This is a genomic window from Pseudomonas sp. zfem002 (assembly GCF_032621685.1).
GTDB classification, from domain to species: Bacteria; Pseudomonadota; Gammaproteobacteria; order Pseudomonadales; family Pseudomonadaceae; genus Aquipseudomonas; species Aquipseudomonas japonica.
On the sequence record NZ_JAVYJH010000019.1, the window covers coordinates 154879 to 171448 of the forward strand.

Annotated in this window: 19 protein-coding genes; 14 read left to right on the forward strand and 5 right to left on the reverse strand. The window is 64.0% G+C overall.

The annotated features are described in order from the left end of the window. Nucleotides 1-48 precede the first annotated feature (48 nt). A complete protein-coding gene (locus RTI28_RS20540) occupies nucleotides 49-528 on the reverse strand; it encodes a GNAT family N-acetyltransferase (protein WP_316922122.1) in 480 nt (159 codons plus the stop codon). Nucleotides 529-716: 188 nt separating this feature from the next. On the opposite strand from RTI28_RS20540, the gene RTI28_RS20545 reads away from it, so the two are divergent. From RTI28_RS20545 to RTI28_RS20555, 3 genes are all read left to right on the forward strand, one after another. Continuing rightward, nucleotides 717-1349: a LysE family translocator gene (locus tag RTI28_RS20545; RefSeq protein WP_316922123.1), complete on the forward strand. Its 633-nt coding sequence runs from the start codon at nucleotides 717-719 to the stop codon at nucleotides 1347-1349. An 18-nt stretch (nucleotides 1350-1367) separates the two neighbouring features. After that, complete coding sequence (locus RTI28_RS20550) at nucleotides 1368-2267, forward strand: alpha/beta hydrolase (protein ID WP_316922124.1); 900 nt, start codon at nucleotides 1368-1370, stop codon at nucleotides 2265-2267. Between the two features lie 96 nt (nucleotides 2268-2363). Further along, a complete protein-coding gene (locus RTI28_RS20555; RefSeq protein WP_316922125.1) occupies nucleotides 2364-3236 on the forward strand; it encodes a pirin family protein in 873 nt (290 codons plus the stop codon). Between the two features lie 55 nt (nucleotides 3237-3291). On the opposite strand, the gene RTI28_RS20560 is transcribed toward RTI28_RS20555, so the two are convergent. After that, nucleotides 3292-3519 carry a DUF6555 family protein gene (locus RTI28_RS20560; protein ID WP_316922126.1) on the reverse strand — a complete coding sequence of 76 codons (228 nt, stop codon included), beginning with the start codon at nucleotides 3517-3519 and terminating at the stop codon, nucleotides 3292-3294. 320 nt (nucleotides 3520-3839) lie between these two features. On the opposite strand from RTI28_RS20560, the gene RTI28_RS20565 reads away from it, so the two are divergent. After that, nucleotides 3840-4115 (forward strand): DUF1652 domain-containing protein, encoded by a 276-nt coding sequence (locus RTI28_RS20565; protein WP_316922127.1) that lies wholly within the window; start codon nucleotides 3840-3842, stop codon nucleotides 4113-4115. Between the two features lie 4 nt (nucleotides 4116-4119). Here the strand turns inward: RTI28_RS20565 and RTI28_RS20570 are convergent, their stop codons facing one another. Continuing rightward, a complete protein-coding gene (locus RTI28_RS20570) occupies nucleotides 4120-4407 on the reverse strand; it encodes a hypothetical protein (RefSeq protein WP_316922128.1) in 288 nt (95 codons plus the stop codon). 195 nt (nucleotides 4408-4602) lie between these two features. Here RTI28_RS20570 and RTI28_RS20575 point away from each other — a divergent pair, with 195 nt between their 5' ends. The 10 genes from RTI28_RS20575 (at nucleotide 4603) to RTI28_RS20615 (ending at nucleotide 14687) form a co-directional block, all read left to right on the forward strand. After that, nucleotides 4603-5388 carry an SDR family oxidoreductase gene (locus RTI28_RS20575; RefSeq protein ID WP_316922129.1) on the forward strand — a complete coding sequence of 262 codons (786 nt, stop codon included), beginning with the start codon at nucleotides 4603-4605 and terminating at the stop codon, nucleotides 5386-5388. A gap of 11 nt (nucleotides 5389-5399) precedes the next feature. Continuing rightward, entirely contained in the window at nucleotides 5400-5870 is a 471-nt protein-coding gene (locus RTI28_RS20580) for a MaoC family dehydratase (RefSeq protein ID WP_316922130.1), read from the forward strand. A 6-nt stretch (nucleotides 5871-5876) separates the two neighbouring features. After that, nucleotides 5877-7079 carry an acetyl-CoA C-acyltransferase gene (locus tag RTI28_RS20585; RefSeq protein ID WP_316922131.1) on the forward strand — a complete coding sequence of 401 codons (1203 nt, stop codon included), beginning with the start codon at nucleotides 5877-5879 and terminating at the stop codon, nucleotides 7077-7079. Between the two features lie 202 nt (nucleotides 7080-7281). Further along, complete coding sequence (locus RTI28_RS20590; RefSeq protein ID WP_316922132.1) at nucleotides 7282-8256, forward strand: WD40/YVTN/BNR-like repeat-containing protein; 975 nt, start codon at nucleotides 7282-7284, stop codon at nucleotides 8254-8256. Nucleotides 8257-8368: 112 nt separating this feature from the next. After that, nucleotides 8369-9577 carry a helix-turn-helix transcriptional regulator gene (locus RTI28_RS20595; RefSeq protein ID WP_316922133.1) on the forward strand — a complete coding sequence of 403 codons (1209 nt, stop codon included), beginning with the start codon at nucleotides 8369-8371 and terminating at the stop codon, nucleotides 9575-9577. Between the two features lie 130 nt (nucleotides 9578-9707). Next, nucleotides 9708-11108, forward strand: a complete 1401-nt coding sequence (locus tag RTI28_RS20600; RefSeq protein WP_316922134.1) for a DUF1329 domain-containing protein — start codon at nucleotides 9708-9710, stop codon at nucleotides 11106-11108. Between the two features lie 209 nt (nucleotides 11109-11317). Continuing rightward, on the forward strand, nucleotides 11318-12358 hold the full coding sequence (locus tag RTI28_RS20605) for a Rieske 2Fe-2S domain-containing protein (protein WP_316922135.1): 1041 nt from the start codon (nucleotides 11318-11320) through the stop codon (nucleotides 12356-12358). 500 nt (nucleotides 12359-12858) lie between these two features. Continuing rightward, nucleotides 12859-13689, forward strand: coding sequence for a DUF2515 family protein (locus tag RTI28_RS20610; RefSeq protein WP_316922136.1), 831 nt, complete (start codon nucleotides 12859-12861; stop codon nucleotides 13687-13689). Between the two features lie 36 nt (nucleotides 13690-13725). Beyond that, nucleotides 13726-14070 (forward strand): DUF2515 family protein, encoded by a 345-nt coding sequence (locus RTI28_RS30455; protein WP_410479020.1) that lies wholly within the window; start codon nucleotides 13726-13728, stop codon nucleotides 14068-14070. Beyond that, nucleotides 14070-14687: a hypothetical protein gene (locus tag RTI28_RS20615; protein WP_316922137.1), complete on the forward strand. Its 618-nt coding sequence runs from the start codon at nucleotides 14070-14072 to the stop codon at nucleotides 14685-14687. Before RTI28_RS30455 ends, RTI28_RS20615 begins: the two co-directional genes overlap by 1 nt. 105 nt (nucleotides 14688-14792) lie before the next feature. Here the strand turns inward: RTI28_RS20615 and RTI28_RS20620 are convergent, their stop codons facing one another. Together RTI28_RS20620 and RTI28_RS20625 are read right to left on the reverse strand one after the other, a co-directional pair. Further along, nucleotides 14793-15110 carry a hypothetical protein gene (locus tag RTI28_RS20620; protein ID WP_316922138.1) on the reverse strand — a complete coding sequence of 106 codons (318 nt, stop codon included), beginning with the start codon at nucleotides 15108-15110 and terminating at the stop codon, nucleotides 14793-14795. Nucleotides 15111-15217: 107 nt separating this feature from the next. After that, nucleotides 15218-16408 carry a hypothetical protein gene (locus RTI28_RS20625; RefSeq protein ID WP_316922139.1) on the reverse strand — a complete coding sequence of 397 codons (1191 nt, stop codon included), beginning with the start codon at nucleotides 16406-16408 and terminating at the stop codon, nucleotides 15218-15220. Nucleotides 16409-16570 lie beyond the last annotated feature (162 nt).

Here is a 16570-nt window from a genome sequence, read left to right on the forward strand (position 1 = left end):
GACGGTACTCCTCGGTTCAGTCCGTTGAGCCTGGCGTTTTCCCCTGTTTCAGCCGTTGGCGAAAGCGCGAAGCGTTTCACCCTCCATCCGGTAGCGCACCCGACCGTCCAGGGCTTCGGCGCCGAGAGAAAGGTAGAAATCGATGGCCGGCTGGTTCCAGTTCAGCACGGTCCATTCGAAACGGGCGCAGTCGTGCTCGCAGGCCAGTCGGGCCAGATGGCGCAGCAGCAGCTTGCCGGCGCCGGTACCGCGGGCCAGTGGCGTGACGTAGAGATCTTCCAGATAGATCCCGCGGCGGCCGACCCAGGTGGAGTAGCTGAAGAAGTACACGGCGAAACCGATCGCCTGGCCGTCGCGTTCAGCGATCAGTGCCTTGGCAGTGCTGTCTTGGTCGAACAGGCCGCGCTGGATATCGTCGAGGCTGGCGACCACTTCATCGCGGGCACGCTGGTAGTCGGCCAGTTCGGTGATGAAAGCGAGGATTTGCGCGGCGTCTTCGCGACGGGCAGGACGGATGTGCAGCGACATGGCGGGGTATCCGATAGGCAAAGGGTGGCGACATCGTAGTGCAGATCCGCTATGGCAGTAAGGGACGCAGTCTGCCGTGCAGGCATAACAGTGTGGTGTACCTGCGTAATGGTGGGTAACTGTATCGGTCGGCGAGCGGGCTTTCCCGGTAGGGTTGATGCATAACTCGAACGATCGCCCCACCAGGAATGCCTGCCATGTTGCTTACCTCCCTGAACCTGCTTTCAGCCTTCGTGCTGTTCGCTTTCGTTTCTTCCATCACGCCTGGCCCGAACAACACCATGCTGCTCGCGTCCGGGGTCAACTTCGGCGTGCGGCGCAGCGTGCCCCACGCCCTGGGGGTGAGCATCGGTTTCATGCTGATGGTGCTGGCGGTGGGCCTTGGCCTGGGTGAGGTGTTCAAGGTCTACCCGGCGATCTACTCCGTGCTGCGCTACGCCGGGGCCGCCTACCTGCTGTACCTGGCGTGGAAGATCGCCACTTCCGGGCCGATGGCGGCGGACGGTCCGCAAAGCCGCAAGCCCCTGAGTTTCCTCGGCGCTGCGGCGTTCCAGTGGGTCAACCCCAAGGCCTGGGTGATGGCGGTGGGGGCGATCACCACCTACACCCCGGCCCAGGGATACCTGGTCAATGTCATCGTCATTGCCCTGGTGTTCTGCCTGGTCAACCTGCCGTCGGTGTGCGTCTGGGTCATGTTCGGCAGCGCCTTGCGCCGGGTCTTGCAGAATCCCCGCTGGCTTCGGCTGTTTAACCTGCTGATGGCGGCCCTGCTGGTGCTTTCTCTGTATCCGCTGCTGTTTGTAGAATCGGGGTTTTCCTGACTCCCGCTGCGAGCCCCGATGGAACTGATCCCCTGGACGCATGATTGCGCCGAACACTTCACCCTGCGCGGCTGGCGTTCGCCGGCCACTGGCAAGCCGCTGCTGCATTTCATCCACGGCAACGGTTTCTGCTGCCTGGCCTACCAGCCGCTGCTGGAACTGCTCGCCGAGCATTTCGACCTGTGGCTGAGCGATGTCCAGGGGCATGGCGACAGCGACCACGGCGGCGCCTTCGTCGGCTGGAACCGCAGCGCCGAACTGGCCCTGGAAGCGTTCGACGCCGGTCGCGGGGAGTATGGCGATGTTCCGTACTTTGCCGTCGGGCACAGCTTCGGCGGGGTACTCACCGGGCTGATGCTCGATTGCGCACCGCAGCTGTTCCAGCGTGCGGTGCTGCTCGATCCGGTGGTGTTCAGCCGCTCGATGATCGGGGTCATGGGCGTCGCCAGCTGGTTCGGCATGCACCGTCGCCACGGCCTCGCACGCAAGGCGGCGACGCGCCGCAGCTACTGGCCGGACCGCCAGGCCGCGCATGATTCGCTGCACGCCCGCGGCATCTTCAAGGGCTGGAGCGAGGCGGCGCTGCAGGCCTATGTGGATCACGCCATCGGCGAGTGCGGCGAAGGCGTGGTGCTGAAATGCCGGCCGAGCCGCGAAGTGGAGATTTTCAGCTCGTTCCCGCAACGCATGTGGGCCTCCCTGTCGCGGGTACAGACCCCGACCCTGGTGCTGCATGGCGAGCGCACCTATCCCTTCGTGCCGCTGTCGCTGGCGCGCTGGGCCCGCCTCAATGCGCAGGTCGAACCGCGCAGGGTGGCCGGGGGGCATTGCTTCATGCAGGAAGACCCGCAGGAAAGCGCCCGGCAGATCGAGGCCTGGCTGTTGCAGGGCCGCGAGCCGCAGTTCAAGTCGGCCTGACCGTCCCATCAGTGGAACGCTGAGGGCTTTTTTCGCCCTCTACCGCCTTTTTCGTTGCATGGGTATTGTGGCTGCCATGCAACGAGGAGGTTTCTCATGAAGAAGATTCAAGGCATCTACAACAGCCCGCCGGCCCACTGGGTCGGTGATGGTTTTCCGGTGCGCAGCCTGTTCAGCTACGACGACCTGGCCCGGCACATCAGCCCGTTCCTGCTGCTGGACTATGCCGGACCGCAGCATTTCCCGGCGACCAGCGCCCGCCGCGGCGTCGGTCAGCATCCGCATCGTGGTTTCGAAACGGTGACCATCGTCTACCAGGGCGAACTGGAACACCGCGACTCCACCGGCGCCGGCGGCCTGATCGGTCCGGGCGATGTGCAATGGATGACCGCCGCGGGCGGGATCATCCACGAAGAGTTCCATGCGCCGTCGTTCGCCAGGAGCGGCGGCATGCTGGAAATGGTCCAGCTCTGGGTCAATCTGCCGGCCAAGGACAAATCCGCGCCGGCGGGCTACCAGACCTTGCTCGACGCGGACATTCCGCGCGTGGCGCTGGCTGATGGGGCTGGCAGTCTGCGGGTGATCGCCGGGCACTACCTGGAGCATGCCGGGCCGGCGCGGACCTTCACCGCGATGGATGTCTGGGACATGCGACTGGCGGCCGGCAAGTCCGTGCGGCTGCCGGGTGGCGACGGGCGCAACGCGGCGCTGGTGGTGCTGCACGGCAGCGTGCGGGTCAATGGCGGCAAGGCCGTCGGCGCGGCGCAACTGGTGCTGTTCGAGCGTGACGGCGACGAGGTGCTGATCGAGGCCGACAGCGAGGCCAAGCTGCTCTGGCTCAGCGGCGAGCCGCTGGATGAGCCGATCGTGGGCTATGGGCCGTTCGTGATGAACAGCCAGGAAGAGATCGTCCAGGCATTCGATGACTTCCAGGCCGGGAAGTTTGGGCGGATGCAGGGACAGGGTTGATATCGCGGTGCTCTCATCGCTGGCTTGCCAGCGATGAGAGCACCGCAACGACCGTTCATTTGCTCAACCGCCAACTCACCTCGCTGATCCCGTAGCGCTCCGCCACCGGCCGGGTCACCTTCCTGACTTTCTCCCGCTCGTAGCGGCCGATCCTGCCCACCCCGGCATCGCAACTGGCCCAGTGCCAGGCCTCGGCGTTGTCCATGGTTTCGGCACGGATGACGAAGGAACGGGGCGTGCCGTTGAGGCGGTAGTCGATGACGAACAGTTTGGCGTTGATCATGGAGCGGGAAAGTCCTTTCTCTGGGTGGTTTGCGCACAGCTCTACCCATCGGAAAACAATCGCGCGCAAAAAGTTTGCCCGGAGCCGGACGATGACGGACGAACGGTACTGCGCGACCTTTCGTCCGACACCCGCGACATTCGCCTGAACCCCCGTCGCCGCGGCGCTCTCCCACATTCGAGACGTACAGGTTGCGACGGCAGGCGGTGATGCTCGACTTCAATGGGGCAAGCGCTGGCAGATGGCTTTTTTCAATTGGATTCCGGCGCCGGGCAGGTTCTGACTTGGACGGCCATCCTTTTCATCCGGAGGGTTGAATCATGCCCATGAATGGTGTGTGCGATCTTGAATTGCGCCAATTGATCGAGGGGGCGTTCCTCCCCGATCACTGTGAGGTCAGTTGCGCCGACGGCCTGACCCTGACCCTGCATTTTCCCGCCGACGCCCAGCGCGCGGCGATGACTGTCAGCGATGTCCACCTGAGCTCGCTGCCCGACTGCCGGGCACTGGCGGAGTTGGTGACGCGGGTACGTCATGAGCGCGAGCAGCAGGCGCTGAAATCCGGACCCGCGGCGCGCCTGATGACCGGACGCTAGCCCTTCACTGCAGTTCCAGACGCAGTTGCAGGCTGCCGTCATGACACTGCCGGGATGACTGCACGATGCCCCGGCAGGTGTGTCCGCGCCAGCTGAAGACCAGGGTATGCGCATGCTCCAGGCGTGGCGGCAGGGGCGGGGTGACCTGCAGTTGCACACCCGGTTGACCATTGATATTCAGGGCTTCCAGTTGCACCTGGCACTCGGCGCTCTGGGTCGAAACACCGAACAGCGTGTCGCGGGTGAAATCGATCTGCAGTGTCTGTGGTCGGGGAGAGATGGCCGCGGGCATGGGGATTCACCTCCTTTGGACTCAGATACCGGCTGATGGACGTTAGACCACGTCCCCCCGGTTTTATCCGCAAAAGATTTCCCCACCGATCGCCCATGTAGCGCGAACGCTGTGCCCCATACCCCGTTTTGACGATGTGCCTCCCGCCCGCCCGCCGTATACCTGAGCGGGTTCTTTCTCCTGGAGGCATTCGCAGTGAAACAAGCTCCCCCCTATGTACCCGGTCACCAGTTGCTGGCCGGCAAGTCGGTCCTGATCACCGCCGCCGCCGGTGCCGGCATCGGCTATTCGGCGGCCCGGCGCAGTGCCGAGGAAGGCTGCCGGGCGCTGATGATCTCCGATGTCCATCCGCGTCGCCTGGACGAGGCGGTCGCGCGCCTGAAGGCGGAAACCGGCCTGGAGGCCATCCACGGCCAGCTGTGCGACGTCACCGTCGAAGCGCAGGTCCAGGCCCTGGTCGCGGCCGCCGAGCAGCGACTGGGCGGTGTCGACGTGCTGATCAACAATGCCGGCCTCGGCGGGCAGAAGGCCGTGGTGCAGATGAGCGACGAGGAGTGGACGCGGGTGCTCGACGTCACCCTCACCGGCACCTTCCGCATGACCCGCGCCATGCTCCCGCACATGCAGCGGCGCGGCGCCGGGGCCATCGTCAACAACGCCTCGGTGCTCGGCTGGCGGGCGCAGAAGGAGCAGGCCCACTACGCCGCGGCCAAGGCCGGGGTGATGGCGCTGACCCGCTGCAGTGCCCTGGAAGCCGCCGAGCACGGCGTGCGCATCAACGCGGTGTCGCCGTCCATCGCCCTGCATGACTTCCTCAAGAAGGCCTCCAGCGAAGAACTGCTGGCCAGTCTGGCCGGGCGCGAAGCCTTCGGCCGCGCCGCGGAGGTCTGGGAGGTGGCCAATGTGATGATGTTCCTCGCCAGCGACTATGCCTCGTACATGGTCGGCGAAGTGCTCTCCGTCAGTTCGCAACAGGCCTGAAGGAGATCGCCATGCGCCACGTCTTCAGCAGCGCCCGGGCCTTGCTCGACGCCCAGGGCCTGGACCTCGGCCATACCGACTGGCTGCCGATCAGCCAGCAACGCATCGACCTGTTCGCCGAGGCCACCGGCGATCACCAGTGGATTCACGTCGATCCCGAGCGTGCCGCCAGCGGCCCGTTCGGCGCGTGCATCGCCCACGGCTACCTGACCCAGTCCCTGGCCAATCTGTTCCTGCCGCAGTTGATGACCCTGGAAAACATGGCCATGGGCGTCAACTACGGCGCCGACCGCCTGCGCTTTCCGGCCGCCGTGCGGGTCGGCTCGCGCGTGCGCGGGCATGGCCTGATCCTGCGTGTCGAGGAACTGGGCGAGGCGGTCCAGGTGGTGGTCCGGGTCAGTATCGAGATCGAGGGCGAAAGCCGTCCGGGCTGCGTGATCGACACCATCAGCCGCTACACCTTCAATCCCCTGTCCGAGTGAACTGTCATGAATGAAGTCGTAATCGTCTCGACGGCGCGTACCGCGCTGGCGAAGTCCTTCCGTGGATCCTTCAACGATACCGAGGCCCCGGTGCTTGGCGGCCATGTGGTACGCGCGGTGGTGGCGCGCGCCGGCGTCGAGCCCGCCGCGGTGGAGGACGTGATCATGGGCGCCGCGGTGCAGCAGGGCACCCAGGCCTACAACATCGGCCGGCTCTGCGCCTATACCGCGGGCCTGCCGGACAGCGTGCCGGGCATGGCCCTGGACCGCATGTGCGCCTCGGGGCTGATGAGCATCGGCGTGGCGGCCCGCGGCATCATGGCCGGGGACATGGACGTCGCCGTCGGTGGCGGCGTGGAGTCGCTGTCGCTGACCCAGACCAAGCACAAGAACACCTACCGCGCCCAGTCCAGGGCGGTGCTGGAGGTGGTGCCGGCAGCCTACATCCCCATGCTGGAAACCGCCGAGATCGTCTCGCGGCGCTATGGCATCAGTCGCGCCGCCCAGGACGAATACAGCCTGCACAGCCAGCAGCGCACCGCGGCGGCGCAGCGTGCCGGGCTGTTCGATGACGAGATCGTGCCGATCGAGGTCGAGCGCCTGCTGTTCGACAAGGACGGCCAGCCCGCCGGCCACGAGCGGGTGCGGGTGGCGCGTGACGAGTGCAACCGGCCCACTACCCGCCTGGAGGACCTGCAGGCGCTGCAGCCGGTGTGGAAGGACGGCCAGTGGGTGGAACGCGGCGAGTTCATCACTGCCGGCAACGCCTCGCAGTTTTCCGATGGCGCCGCCGCCTGCCTGCTGATGAGCCGCAGCGAGGCCAGGCGCCGCGGGCTGACCCCGCTGGGCATCTACCGCGGCATCGCCGTGGCGGGCTGCGCGCCGGAGGAGATGGGCATCGGTCCGGTGCTGGCGGTGCCCAAGCTGCTGCGCCGCTTTGGCCTGCGCAGTGAGGACATCGGCCTGTGGGAGATCAACGAGGCGTTCGCCTGCCAGGTCCTGCATTGCCGTGATGCCCTGGAGATCCCGCCGGAGCGCCTGAACGTCAATGGCGGTGCCATCGCCATCGGTCATCCGTTCGGCATGTCCGGGGCGCGGATGGTCGGCCATGCGCTGCTGGAAGGACGCCGGCGCGGGGTGCGCTTCGTCGTGGTCGCCATGTGCATCGGTGGCGGCATGGGGGCGGCGGGGTTGTTCGAACTGCCTTGAGCCCGATTTTGCTCCGGACCTTTGTGGGAGCGAGCTCCCACAATCGGAGTCGCCCGCCTGGAAAGCTACGCCAGAGCCCGGCTACCCCATTTGGACGATGCCCGGCATGACCACCCGGTCGGATGATCCCCCGACAACAAAACCAAGAGGATCACCCGATGAAGCCTGCACCGTGCCCGCATCTCTCGTCCGGGAGCCTGTCATGCGCAATCTGATCGGTTACGTCATGAGCGCCATCGTCATCGCCGCGGTGGCCTTCGCCTTTGCCCCGCGCCAGCCGGTGCCCCTGATGAACAGCGGAATCAACGCCGACCGGGTCCAGGTCAATGCCTTGCTCGCCGACGGCGCCCAACTGCTGGGTGTGGGCGAGCGCGGTACCCTCCTGCGCAGCGACGATGGTGGCCTGACCTGGCAGGCCAGCCAGGTCGGCGGCGGTCGCGAGACGACCCTCACCGCGATCACCCGCCTCGCGCCCGGCCTGCTGGTGGCGGTGGGGCATGATGGCTGGATCCTGCGCTCCGAGGACGGCGGCCAGAGCTGGCGGGAAATGCGCTACGACAGTGAACTCGGCGAGCCGCTGCTGGGGGTCTGGAGCAGCGACGGCCAGCACGTGGTGGCCTACGGCAGTTACGGCAAATACCTGGAATCCAGCGACGCCGGGCAACACTGGACGGTGCGGGAAATGCCCGGCGACGGCGCTCACTTCAACGGCCTCGACGGTGGCCGCGACGGCCGCCAGATGCTGGTGGGCGAGCAGGGCCTGGTGCTGCGCTCCAGTGATGGCGGGCAGCACTGGCAGCGCCTCGACGCCTTCTACAACGGCTCGCTGTTCGGCGTGGTGCGGCTTTCCGCCCAGCGCTGGCTGGCCTACGGCATGCGCGGCCATGTCTTTCTCAGCAGCGACTTCGGCGACAGCTGGCAGCGCGTCGAGGTCGGCAGCAACCAGCCGATCTACGGTCACGCTCTGCTGCCGGGTAACCAGGGCCTGGTCCTGGTCGGCGCCGGCAGCCGCCTGATCCGTCTCGACGCCCATGGCGCCGTGCAGGACCGCTCGCAACGCCTCGGCCTCGGCACCCTGACCTCGGCGGTGGTGCTCAACGCCCGCCACCTGCTGGTCGCCGGCGAACGCGGCGTCTACCAGGGCCGCGACGCCGGCGCGCTTGCCGCCACCCGCTGAAGCCTGCTATCACGCCGCCGGGTGTTTCCGTCAGGCGAAACCGCCCGCGCACGTCACCACGATAAAAACAATGATGCGGGCTCCGCGAGGCCGGGCCCGTGGGGGACTGACCATGCAGACCACGATGCCCAATGCCCGGGTCCTGGAAGCGATGGGGCTGGAGCTGGCCGACTACGAACGGCTGATCGGCACCATATACGACGCGGCGCTGGACACGCCGCGCATGAGCGAGGCCCTGCAGCAGTTGCGCGCGCTGTTCCAGGCCAATTTCGTCACCCTGATCCTGCGTGTCGCCGACGAGCCGTTCCTGTCGCCGATGATGGTCGCCGGCGATGTCGAGCTGGAGGAGGGCGGGGTCAACCACTACGCCTACTACGCCAAGTCCACCCTGTTCGACAGGCTGCCCGTCGACCGGGTGTTCACCATCGAGGATCTGATGAGCGAGGCCGAGTGGCTGAGTTCATCCTTCTACCTGCTGTACTGCGAGCCCTACGGCTGCCACCAGATGCTCGGCGTCGATATCGGCATGCCCGACGGCGGCATCCTGCGCCTGCGCATCAATCGCCAGCGCGACCAGGCGCGTTTCGGCGAGGCCGAGCGGGCCATGTGCGCGATGCTCATGCCGCACCTGCGCCGGGCCCTGCACATGCATTCGCTGCTGGACCGCAGCGAGTCCCTGGGCAGCCTGTACAGCCAGACCATCAGCCGCCTGGCGGTGGCCACCATCGTCCTCGACGAGAGCGGCAGCGTCCTGCAGCTCAACCCGGTGGCGCGGGAAATCCTCGACAGCAACGATGGCCTCAAGCTGGTGGGCGGGCGCCTGGAGGCCACCTATCCCAGCGACAACCGCGAACTCAGCCGCCTGGTGCGCAATGCCTTTACCCGTGCCCGCCAGGGCGACGGCGCAGGGCAGGGCGCGGAAGCCATGTCGGTGTCGCGGCCGTCCGGGCAGGTCAATCTGGGCGTGGTGGTGGAACTGATCCCGTCCCAGGAACTGCTCGACGGCAAGGGCAAGCCGACGGTGATGGTCTATGTGCGCGATGCGGTGGGCAAGTCGCTGGTCAGCAATGTGGTGACCTCGCAGCTCTATCACCTGACCCCGGCGGAAACCGCCCTGGCGCTGGAACTGGCCAACGGCCTGTCGCTGGAGGAGGCCTCGGAGCTGCTGAACATCCGCCGCAACACGGCGCGGGCGCACCTGCGCTCGATCTTCTCCAAGACCGGCGTGCGCCGGCAGACCGAGCTGGTGCGGATCATGCTCAACAGCGTGGTCGCCCTCGGTCAGGCGGGCAGCCTGCCGCTGCCGGCGAGCGCGGTTTGAAGGGCTGGCGCCAGCACCTCGGGCGGGTGCGGCGGCAGGTAAAAATGCGTTAGTCCGCACGGACGATGCTGCCGGCTCCAGCCCCTGCCGATACTGGGCTCCCGCTATCGGTAATCCAAGGAGAACAACAATGACCGGCAGTATCCTCGCCCCCCGTTGCCTGACCTGGTGGACGCGCAGCGCCACCCTGGCGGCAGCCCTGGGCAGCGTCATCATCGGCCCGGCCCAGGCCGCCCCTGAAGACGTGGCGCGTCTGGGCAGCGAACTGACCTGCCTCGGCGCGGACAAGAGCGGCAATGCCGACGGCAGCATCCCCCCGTACGCCGGCAAATGGCTGGGTGTGCCGCCCCAGGTGGACTTCAAGGGCACCGGCAACCACCCGGTCGACCCGTACCCGGACGAGAAACCGCTGTACGTGATCACCGCGAGCAACCTGGCGCAGTACGCCGACCAGCTCTCCGACGGGCAGAAGGCGCTGTTCAAGCTGTACCCGAGCACCTTCAGGATGCCGATCTACCCCAGCCACCGCGACTTCCGCTACAACGACGCGGTGTGCCAGGCGACCCGGGAAAACGCCGCCATCGCCAGGCTGGTGGACGACGGCGAAGGCGTGGTCGGCAAGACCGGCGGCACGCCGTTCCCGGTACCGCGCAGCGGCCTGGAACTGCTGAAGAACGCCTCGACCTTCACCCTGCGGGCCTGGACCGAGGAATACATCTCCGACAACGCCTACGTGCTCAAGGACGGCAACATCAACTGGGGCCGGGTGCATTCGCGCAACCTGGCGCCGCCGCTGGAGCCGGGCAAGATCGGCGACACCCAGGGCAACTCGTCGTTCTACCTCAACGAAACCCTGTTGCCGCAGCGCGACAAGGGCGAGATCAACACCGGCACCGAGTTCTGGAACGACAAGACCGAACCGCGCCAGGCCTGGCGCTACGACCCGGGCACCCGTCGCGTGCGGCAGTCGCCGGGGTATGGTTTCGACATGTCGTTCCCCGGTAGCGGTGGTTCCATCACCGTCGACGAGGTGCGCCTGTTCAACGGTTCCGGCCAGCGCTACGACTGGAAGATCGTCGGCAAGCGCGAGATGTACATCCCCTACAACGCCTATCGCCTGCACTCGCCGAGCCTGAAGTACGCCGACCTGCTGACCCCCGGGCATATCAACCCGGACGCCATGCGCTACGAGAAGCACCGGGTCTGGGAGCTGGAAGGCACCCTCAAGCCGGGTTACCGCCACCTGTACGGCAAGCGCAAGCTGTATATCGACGAAGACACCTGGTTCCCGATGCTCGCCGACAACTACGACAACCGTGGCGAGCTGTGGCGCACCTCCATGGTCAACTACTTCTACGCCTACGAAACCCAGGCGCAGCAGGCCGGGGTGGGCCTGTACCACGACCTCAACGCCGGCTCCTACCTGGCCTTCAACCTGATCAACGAACAGCGCAACGGCTACCAGCTGAACCGCCCGGGCTTCAGTCCGAAGGACTTCGGCCCGGAGGCGGCGCGGCGTTTCGGCCAGTAAAGGGCCTGGTTGCAGCCCTCCCGGTGGGAGCGAGCTGGCTCGCGAAGGCCTGCAAGGCAGGCCCATGGGCACTCAGCTCCCGCCACCTCGCCTAGTCCAATTGGAGGATGAAGGCAGTGCCGCTTCTGCCCAATCATGCCCCCATGAATACACCCCCTTTTATTGGGGTTAAGCCATCCAAGAGTTTCCACCCGAGGAACAACAACAAAATGACGAAACTCGCAGAAATCTCCCTCGACAGCGCCCAGCGCACCCACCGCTACGCCCGCGGCTGGCACTGCCTGGGCAATGCGGCCGACTACCGTGACGGCAAGCTGCACACCCTGAACATCTTCGGCACCCGCCTGGTGGCGTTCGCCACCAGCGCGGGCGCCATCAGCATCCTCGATGCCTATTGCCCGCACATGGGCGCCGACCTGTCCCAGGGCACCATCGAGAACGACCGTGTGGTCTGCCCGTTCCACCACTGGAAATACGATACCGCCGGCAAGTGCGTGGACATTCCCTACTGCAAGCGCATCCCGCCGAAGGCCAAGACCCGGGCCTGGCTGACCTGCGAGGAAAACGACCTGCTGTTCATCTGGAACAACCCCGAAGGCAACCCGCCGAAGGAAGGCGTGGTCATCCCGCACCTGGACGTCATGGACAGCGCGGAATGGATTCATGAGTGGAACATCGACACCATGCTGATCGAGACCAACCCGCGCGAGCTGGTCGACAACCTGGTGGACGCCCAGCACTTCGGCCCGGTGCACGGCACCCCGACCAAGTACTTCTCGAACATCTTCGAAGGGCATATCGGCCACCAGATCTTCCATGGCGACTCCGAGCGCCTGGGCGGCGACCTGATCGCCGAATCGGCCTACTACGGCCCGGCGACCCACCTGACCCACCTCAGCTCGATGTTCGGCGATGTGCGCATCCACGCCATCCTGCTCAACAGCCACGTACCGGTCGGCCCCAACAGCTTCGAGCTGCGCTTCGGCTGCATGGTCAAGCGCGTGCCGGAATGGAGCGAGGAGCAGAACCGCGAAGTGGCCAAGGCCTATGTCCAGGGCAACCGCGACTCGTTCTACCAGGACGTCGATATCTGGAAGCACAAGATCCGCATCGACAGGCCGGTGCTGGCCGAGAGCGACGGACCGGTCTACCAGCTGCGCGAGTGGTACGAGCAGTTCTTCACCGATGAAGAGCAGGTGCCGGCGAGCATGGCCGAGCGGCGCGAGTTCGTGACGGTCGACGAGCGTTGAAATAGCCAGGGCCCGTCAGCGTCTGGCGGGCTTTTGCCACTGAAGCACAGGTCTGGAGAAAGCCGACAATGAAAACAAGAAGCCTTCTTGCCTATAGCGTTCCCTTGCTGATTCTTGTGTCCGTGGTACTGACGGTGCTGCTTTCGGTGCCGGCGGAGCCGTTGAGCGTCAAGGCGTGTCGGCAACTGCCGGGGTGTGTGGCGGTGGTGCCGGCGTTTCAGGGGTGGCCGAGCATGCGATAGGTGAAACCAGTTTTTGTAGGAAAATTCCTCGGACTGGCTGCGGAATTTGCAGTCAGTCTTGTTGTTTATCGCTTGGCTTGATGGTTTCAAGGGTATTTGAATAAACAAGCTGTTTATTATTCTGATTTTACTTTTTTCGGTGTGAAATTTTGCTGGTGAGGAATGTTTTTCATGATGTTTTTCTACAGCAAAATCGATTGAGTCATTATCCGCTTGAAAATAAAGTCTCGCCCCTTGAACGACTATCGAGGGACGAAGATGAAGTGCTTCAAGGATCACAAAAGCGATACCCAGGGGCTGTATGGGTCCAAGCAGATGTCCGAACTCAAGGTTCTCTATACCGAGAACGAGGGTAAAGGCATTGCCTACGAAGTCGATTTTGCGACATGCGAAAGTGTCTGGCTCGACTATCAACGCGAGGCCTACGAGATCATCGCACCGGGTGGGCGGCTGATTCACGACCCTCAAGAGCGCAACCGCGCTATCAACGCCGCCTACGCGCGCCTCTGGCTGCATGACAATCGCTTTCAATGGGCCGGACTGGCGGCCTTTGCCTCCAAGCAGGTGGGCTGTGGGCTGCTGCATGCTTCCGATATCGTCATGAAGATGCAGGCCGAGGACGAGGCGGCACAGCGGATGTTGGACAGTACCCGGCGCGTGGACGCATTCGGATTCAGCCTGAGCTACACCGACGACGAAGCGCTTCGCCAGTATCAGGAGGTGGCCAGCCAGAATCCGATGTACACCAAGGATGTTTCCCATACCTGGAGCCTCGGGATGACTGCTTCAGAAGTGGCGAAGCAGACCGGACGCGAAGGTATGCACAAGGCGCAGTCGGAGTTCTATAAGCAGATGCAAAGGGGCTTCCAGTACGTACACGAGATGCTGGTGCTGGGGAATACGGCCTTGTTTCTGGATATTTTTCCATTGCATGCGTTTTATGCAAAGCGTGGGCTCAAGGAGTTGAAAAAGTGCTTGATTCGTCGTCAATTGCTTACATGGCCTCATAATAAGGGGATTTATTGGCCTGTATCGGAAAGCAAGCTTCCATTTGGAAAGCCTTATGATGAGATAATTTTAGCGTTTTAATGTATTGAGAGTGGAGATTTGCCTGGGGGTGTAAAGTTGCTGGCGTATCATGAGCAGGTAAATGTATTGCAGCGTATCATTTACAATGACACTGTATTTGTGTTGCTCTTGCAGGGGAATCAGGCTTCTTATATCACTGGTTTTCCTAGCGGTGTTGCTCAGCCAGTAGAATTGACACTTGCGGGGCAATGTCGAGGTCTAGATGACGGGCGTACTGTAGGGTTCGAAGATAGTCCAATTGCGAACCTGGCTAATCCAGAGCAACGGATGCAATTCGTTATACGAGCAGCAAACCAATTTCATGACCTGCTGCATAGCTCCAGTCGGGGGCTGGTCGAAAAATCTATAAAGAGTATCGCCAGCGGAGGTGGCGTACAGTAATGCGTATTTTTAGAGCTGCGATTTCTAGGCGTTTTTTATTTGTCTTGATTGCAATGACTGCTGTACTTATATTGTTTTTTTTCCCGGCTTTCAAGGATGAACCAGAAATTTCGGTAATCATCGGGGAACCATGGATTGACATGCAAAGACGATCGACTGCCGAAATAGCGGATGTGCTACCTGATACTTATTGGTATCAAATGCCGAGAACGGATGCTCGATTGCGTTTGGCTGACAGGGAATACGGTTTCGTCACGCCATTAGCGCGTTTCTTCATTGTTGCGTTCACTCCAACCGGTACAGTACGAAATGTACGTTTATCCCCCCAAATTGAACCACTTTTGCTTGAAGACACGATGCAGGTGCTTCTGGGGCTTCAAGATCAATGGCGCAGAAGTGGCTGGCAGCCTACTCGTGCCGATGAGTTTCCGGTGTTTGAAGATACGCCCGAATGGAGGGCTGCATTACGAGAGAATGGAAAGATAGCTACTTACTGGATTGCCGGGGATCAATACGAAATCCAGCTCTACGCAGATCGCTTCGATTACTCGAAGCGGCCTGATGAGGAACGCTATCTGATAACCATGCAACTCTCTCGTCCGTTGCGGATTGATTGATGGCTTTGGAGGGGGAACTGCCAATGCTCTCTGCCGGCGGAGCCGTTGAGCGTCAAGGCGTGTCGCCCGGCCAGCGCCCACTGGGTTTTGGTCCGGGCTTGAGATCTACTTGCCTTCACTCGAGCCAGTACCCGAATCCGTGCCCTTGCGCTCGCTACCGCGCTCGGAGCCGCTGCCATCCATCAGCGTTGCTGGCCGGCTGCGATCGGTGCCGTCGGTGGTCGCGCCACCCTGGCGCCCCGGGTCGCTGCCCTGCAGGCGCGGATCGGTGCTGCCCGGGACGGGGATTTCCGGTGGTACGCCGGAGCCCGTGCCCGATGTGCCCGGCGTCGGCGGATTGGGGTTGGTCGGCCCGGTATCGGCCAGGGCATGGCCGCCGAGCACGGCGCTGAAGAGCAGCGCGGCGAAGGCTGTGCGCTTCATGGTCGAACTCCTTTTTCGCGAGGGATACCCCTGGTTGGGTCGCACCCGCTGGCGCAAGGTGCGATCGGGATGATCCCCGCGGCGACCAATGGCGCTTCGCTGCAGGTCTATTCCCGCCCGCGCATGAAGAAGCCGGCCACGTACTTGCGGAAGGTGTCCAGGCTCTTGAAGTCGGCGTAGCGGCGGAAATTCTCCACCTCCGGCTCCGGCCCCAGCGGCTGCTCGGTCAGCGACACCGACAGCACCCGGTCCTGGTCCGAACTGAGCACCAGTTCATCCATCACCCGGCCACCGATCACCGGCCGGCGCATGATCACCCGCACGCCCTTGCTGGCCATCCAGTCGATCAGCGACACCAGCATCTTCAGCGGCTCACGCTCTTCGTCGCGGTACACCGGGAACAGCTGGGCGCGTGACAGCACCGGCACGCTGGCGACATGGATCAGTTCGTAGAAGTGACTGCCGGCGCTGGCCGGCGAATAGATCGCCAGGGCCAGCAGCGGACCGGGGGTGCGGCTACCGCCCCAGAGCAGGTGATGCCCCTGGAAGTCGAAGCCGTCCTCGCTGCGCTCGTTGCAGACCTTGCGGGCCTTGATCTGGCTGACGCAATCGAGCAGCAGCCCGTGGCGGCGGTGGTTGCCAAACACCGTGGACTCACGCAGGCGCGCCTTGAGCATCATCATGTGCTTCATGTCCAGACGGGTTTCCAGGTAGTTGCTCGCCGGTACCCGCTCGATCAGCGGGTAGCGTCCGGCGACACCGCGCAGTTCGGCGAATTGCCCGGTGAGGTCCTTCTTCAGGTGGGTGGCATAGACGTTGAGGCCGCTGGCTTCGATCCAGGTCAGCAGCAGCGAGAGCAGGCGCTGCTGCTCGCGCTTGTCGCCGCTGCCGTTGCCCGCGGCAGTTTCCTCGCTGGCCCGGCGGAAATCACCGATCAGCCGCAGTGGCGTGTCCGGTGCCAGCCAGGCGGCGGGCGGGGTGTCCGGGTCGTCCTGCTCGGTGCCGTCGCGCTCGTCCTTGATGAACGGGCAATCGTCGGCGTGCTCGGCGGTGCCGGGGTTGTTCTTGAGGAACAGGGTGCCGGTATGGCTGTTGAGGGTGACATTGAGCACCGGCATGGCCCTGGCCTGGCAGTCGCAGGCCAGCCAGTGACCGGCGGCGCGGATCTTCATCAGCAACTGGTTGGCCTGCAGCAGCCGCGGGCCTTCCAGGGTACCGCGGTTGAAGCCGCGCAGCAGGTCGTCCTCGGCCGGGGTAAGGCTGCGCACCAGGTTGGCGCTCTTTTCGATGATTCGCATGGATGTCCTTGAAGGGCGGACGGCATTGTTCCTGTAGGAGCGTGGCTTGTCGTGTGACGAACCACCGCGAAAGGACTGCAAAGCGGTCCCAGACTTCACCGCTATCTGGGACTGCTTCGCAGGCAAGCCAGCTCCTACAGAGGGTCGCGCAAGCATAGAGAC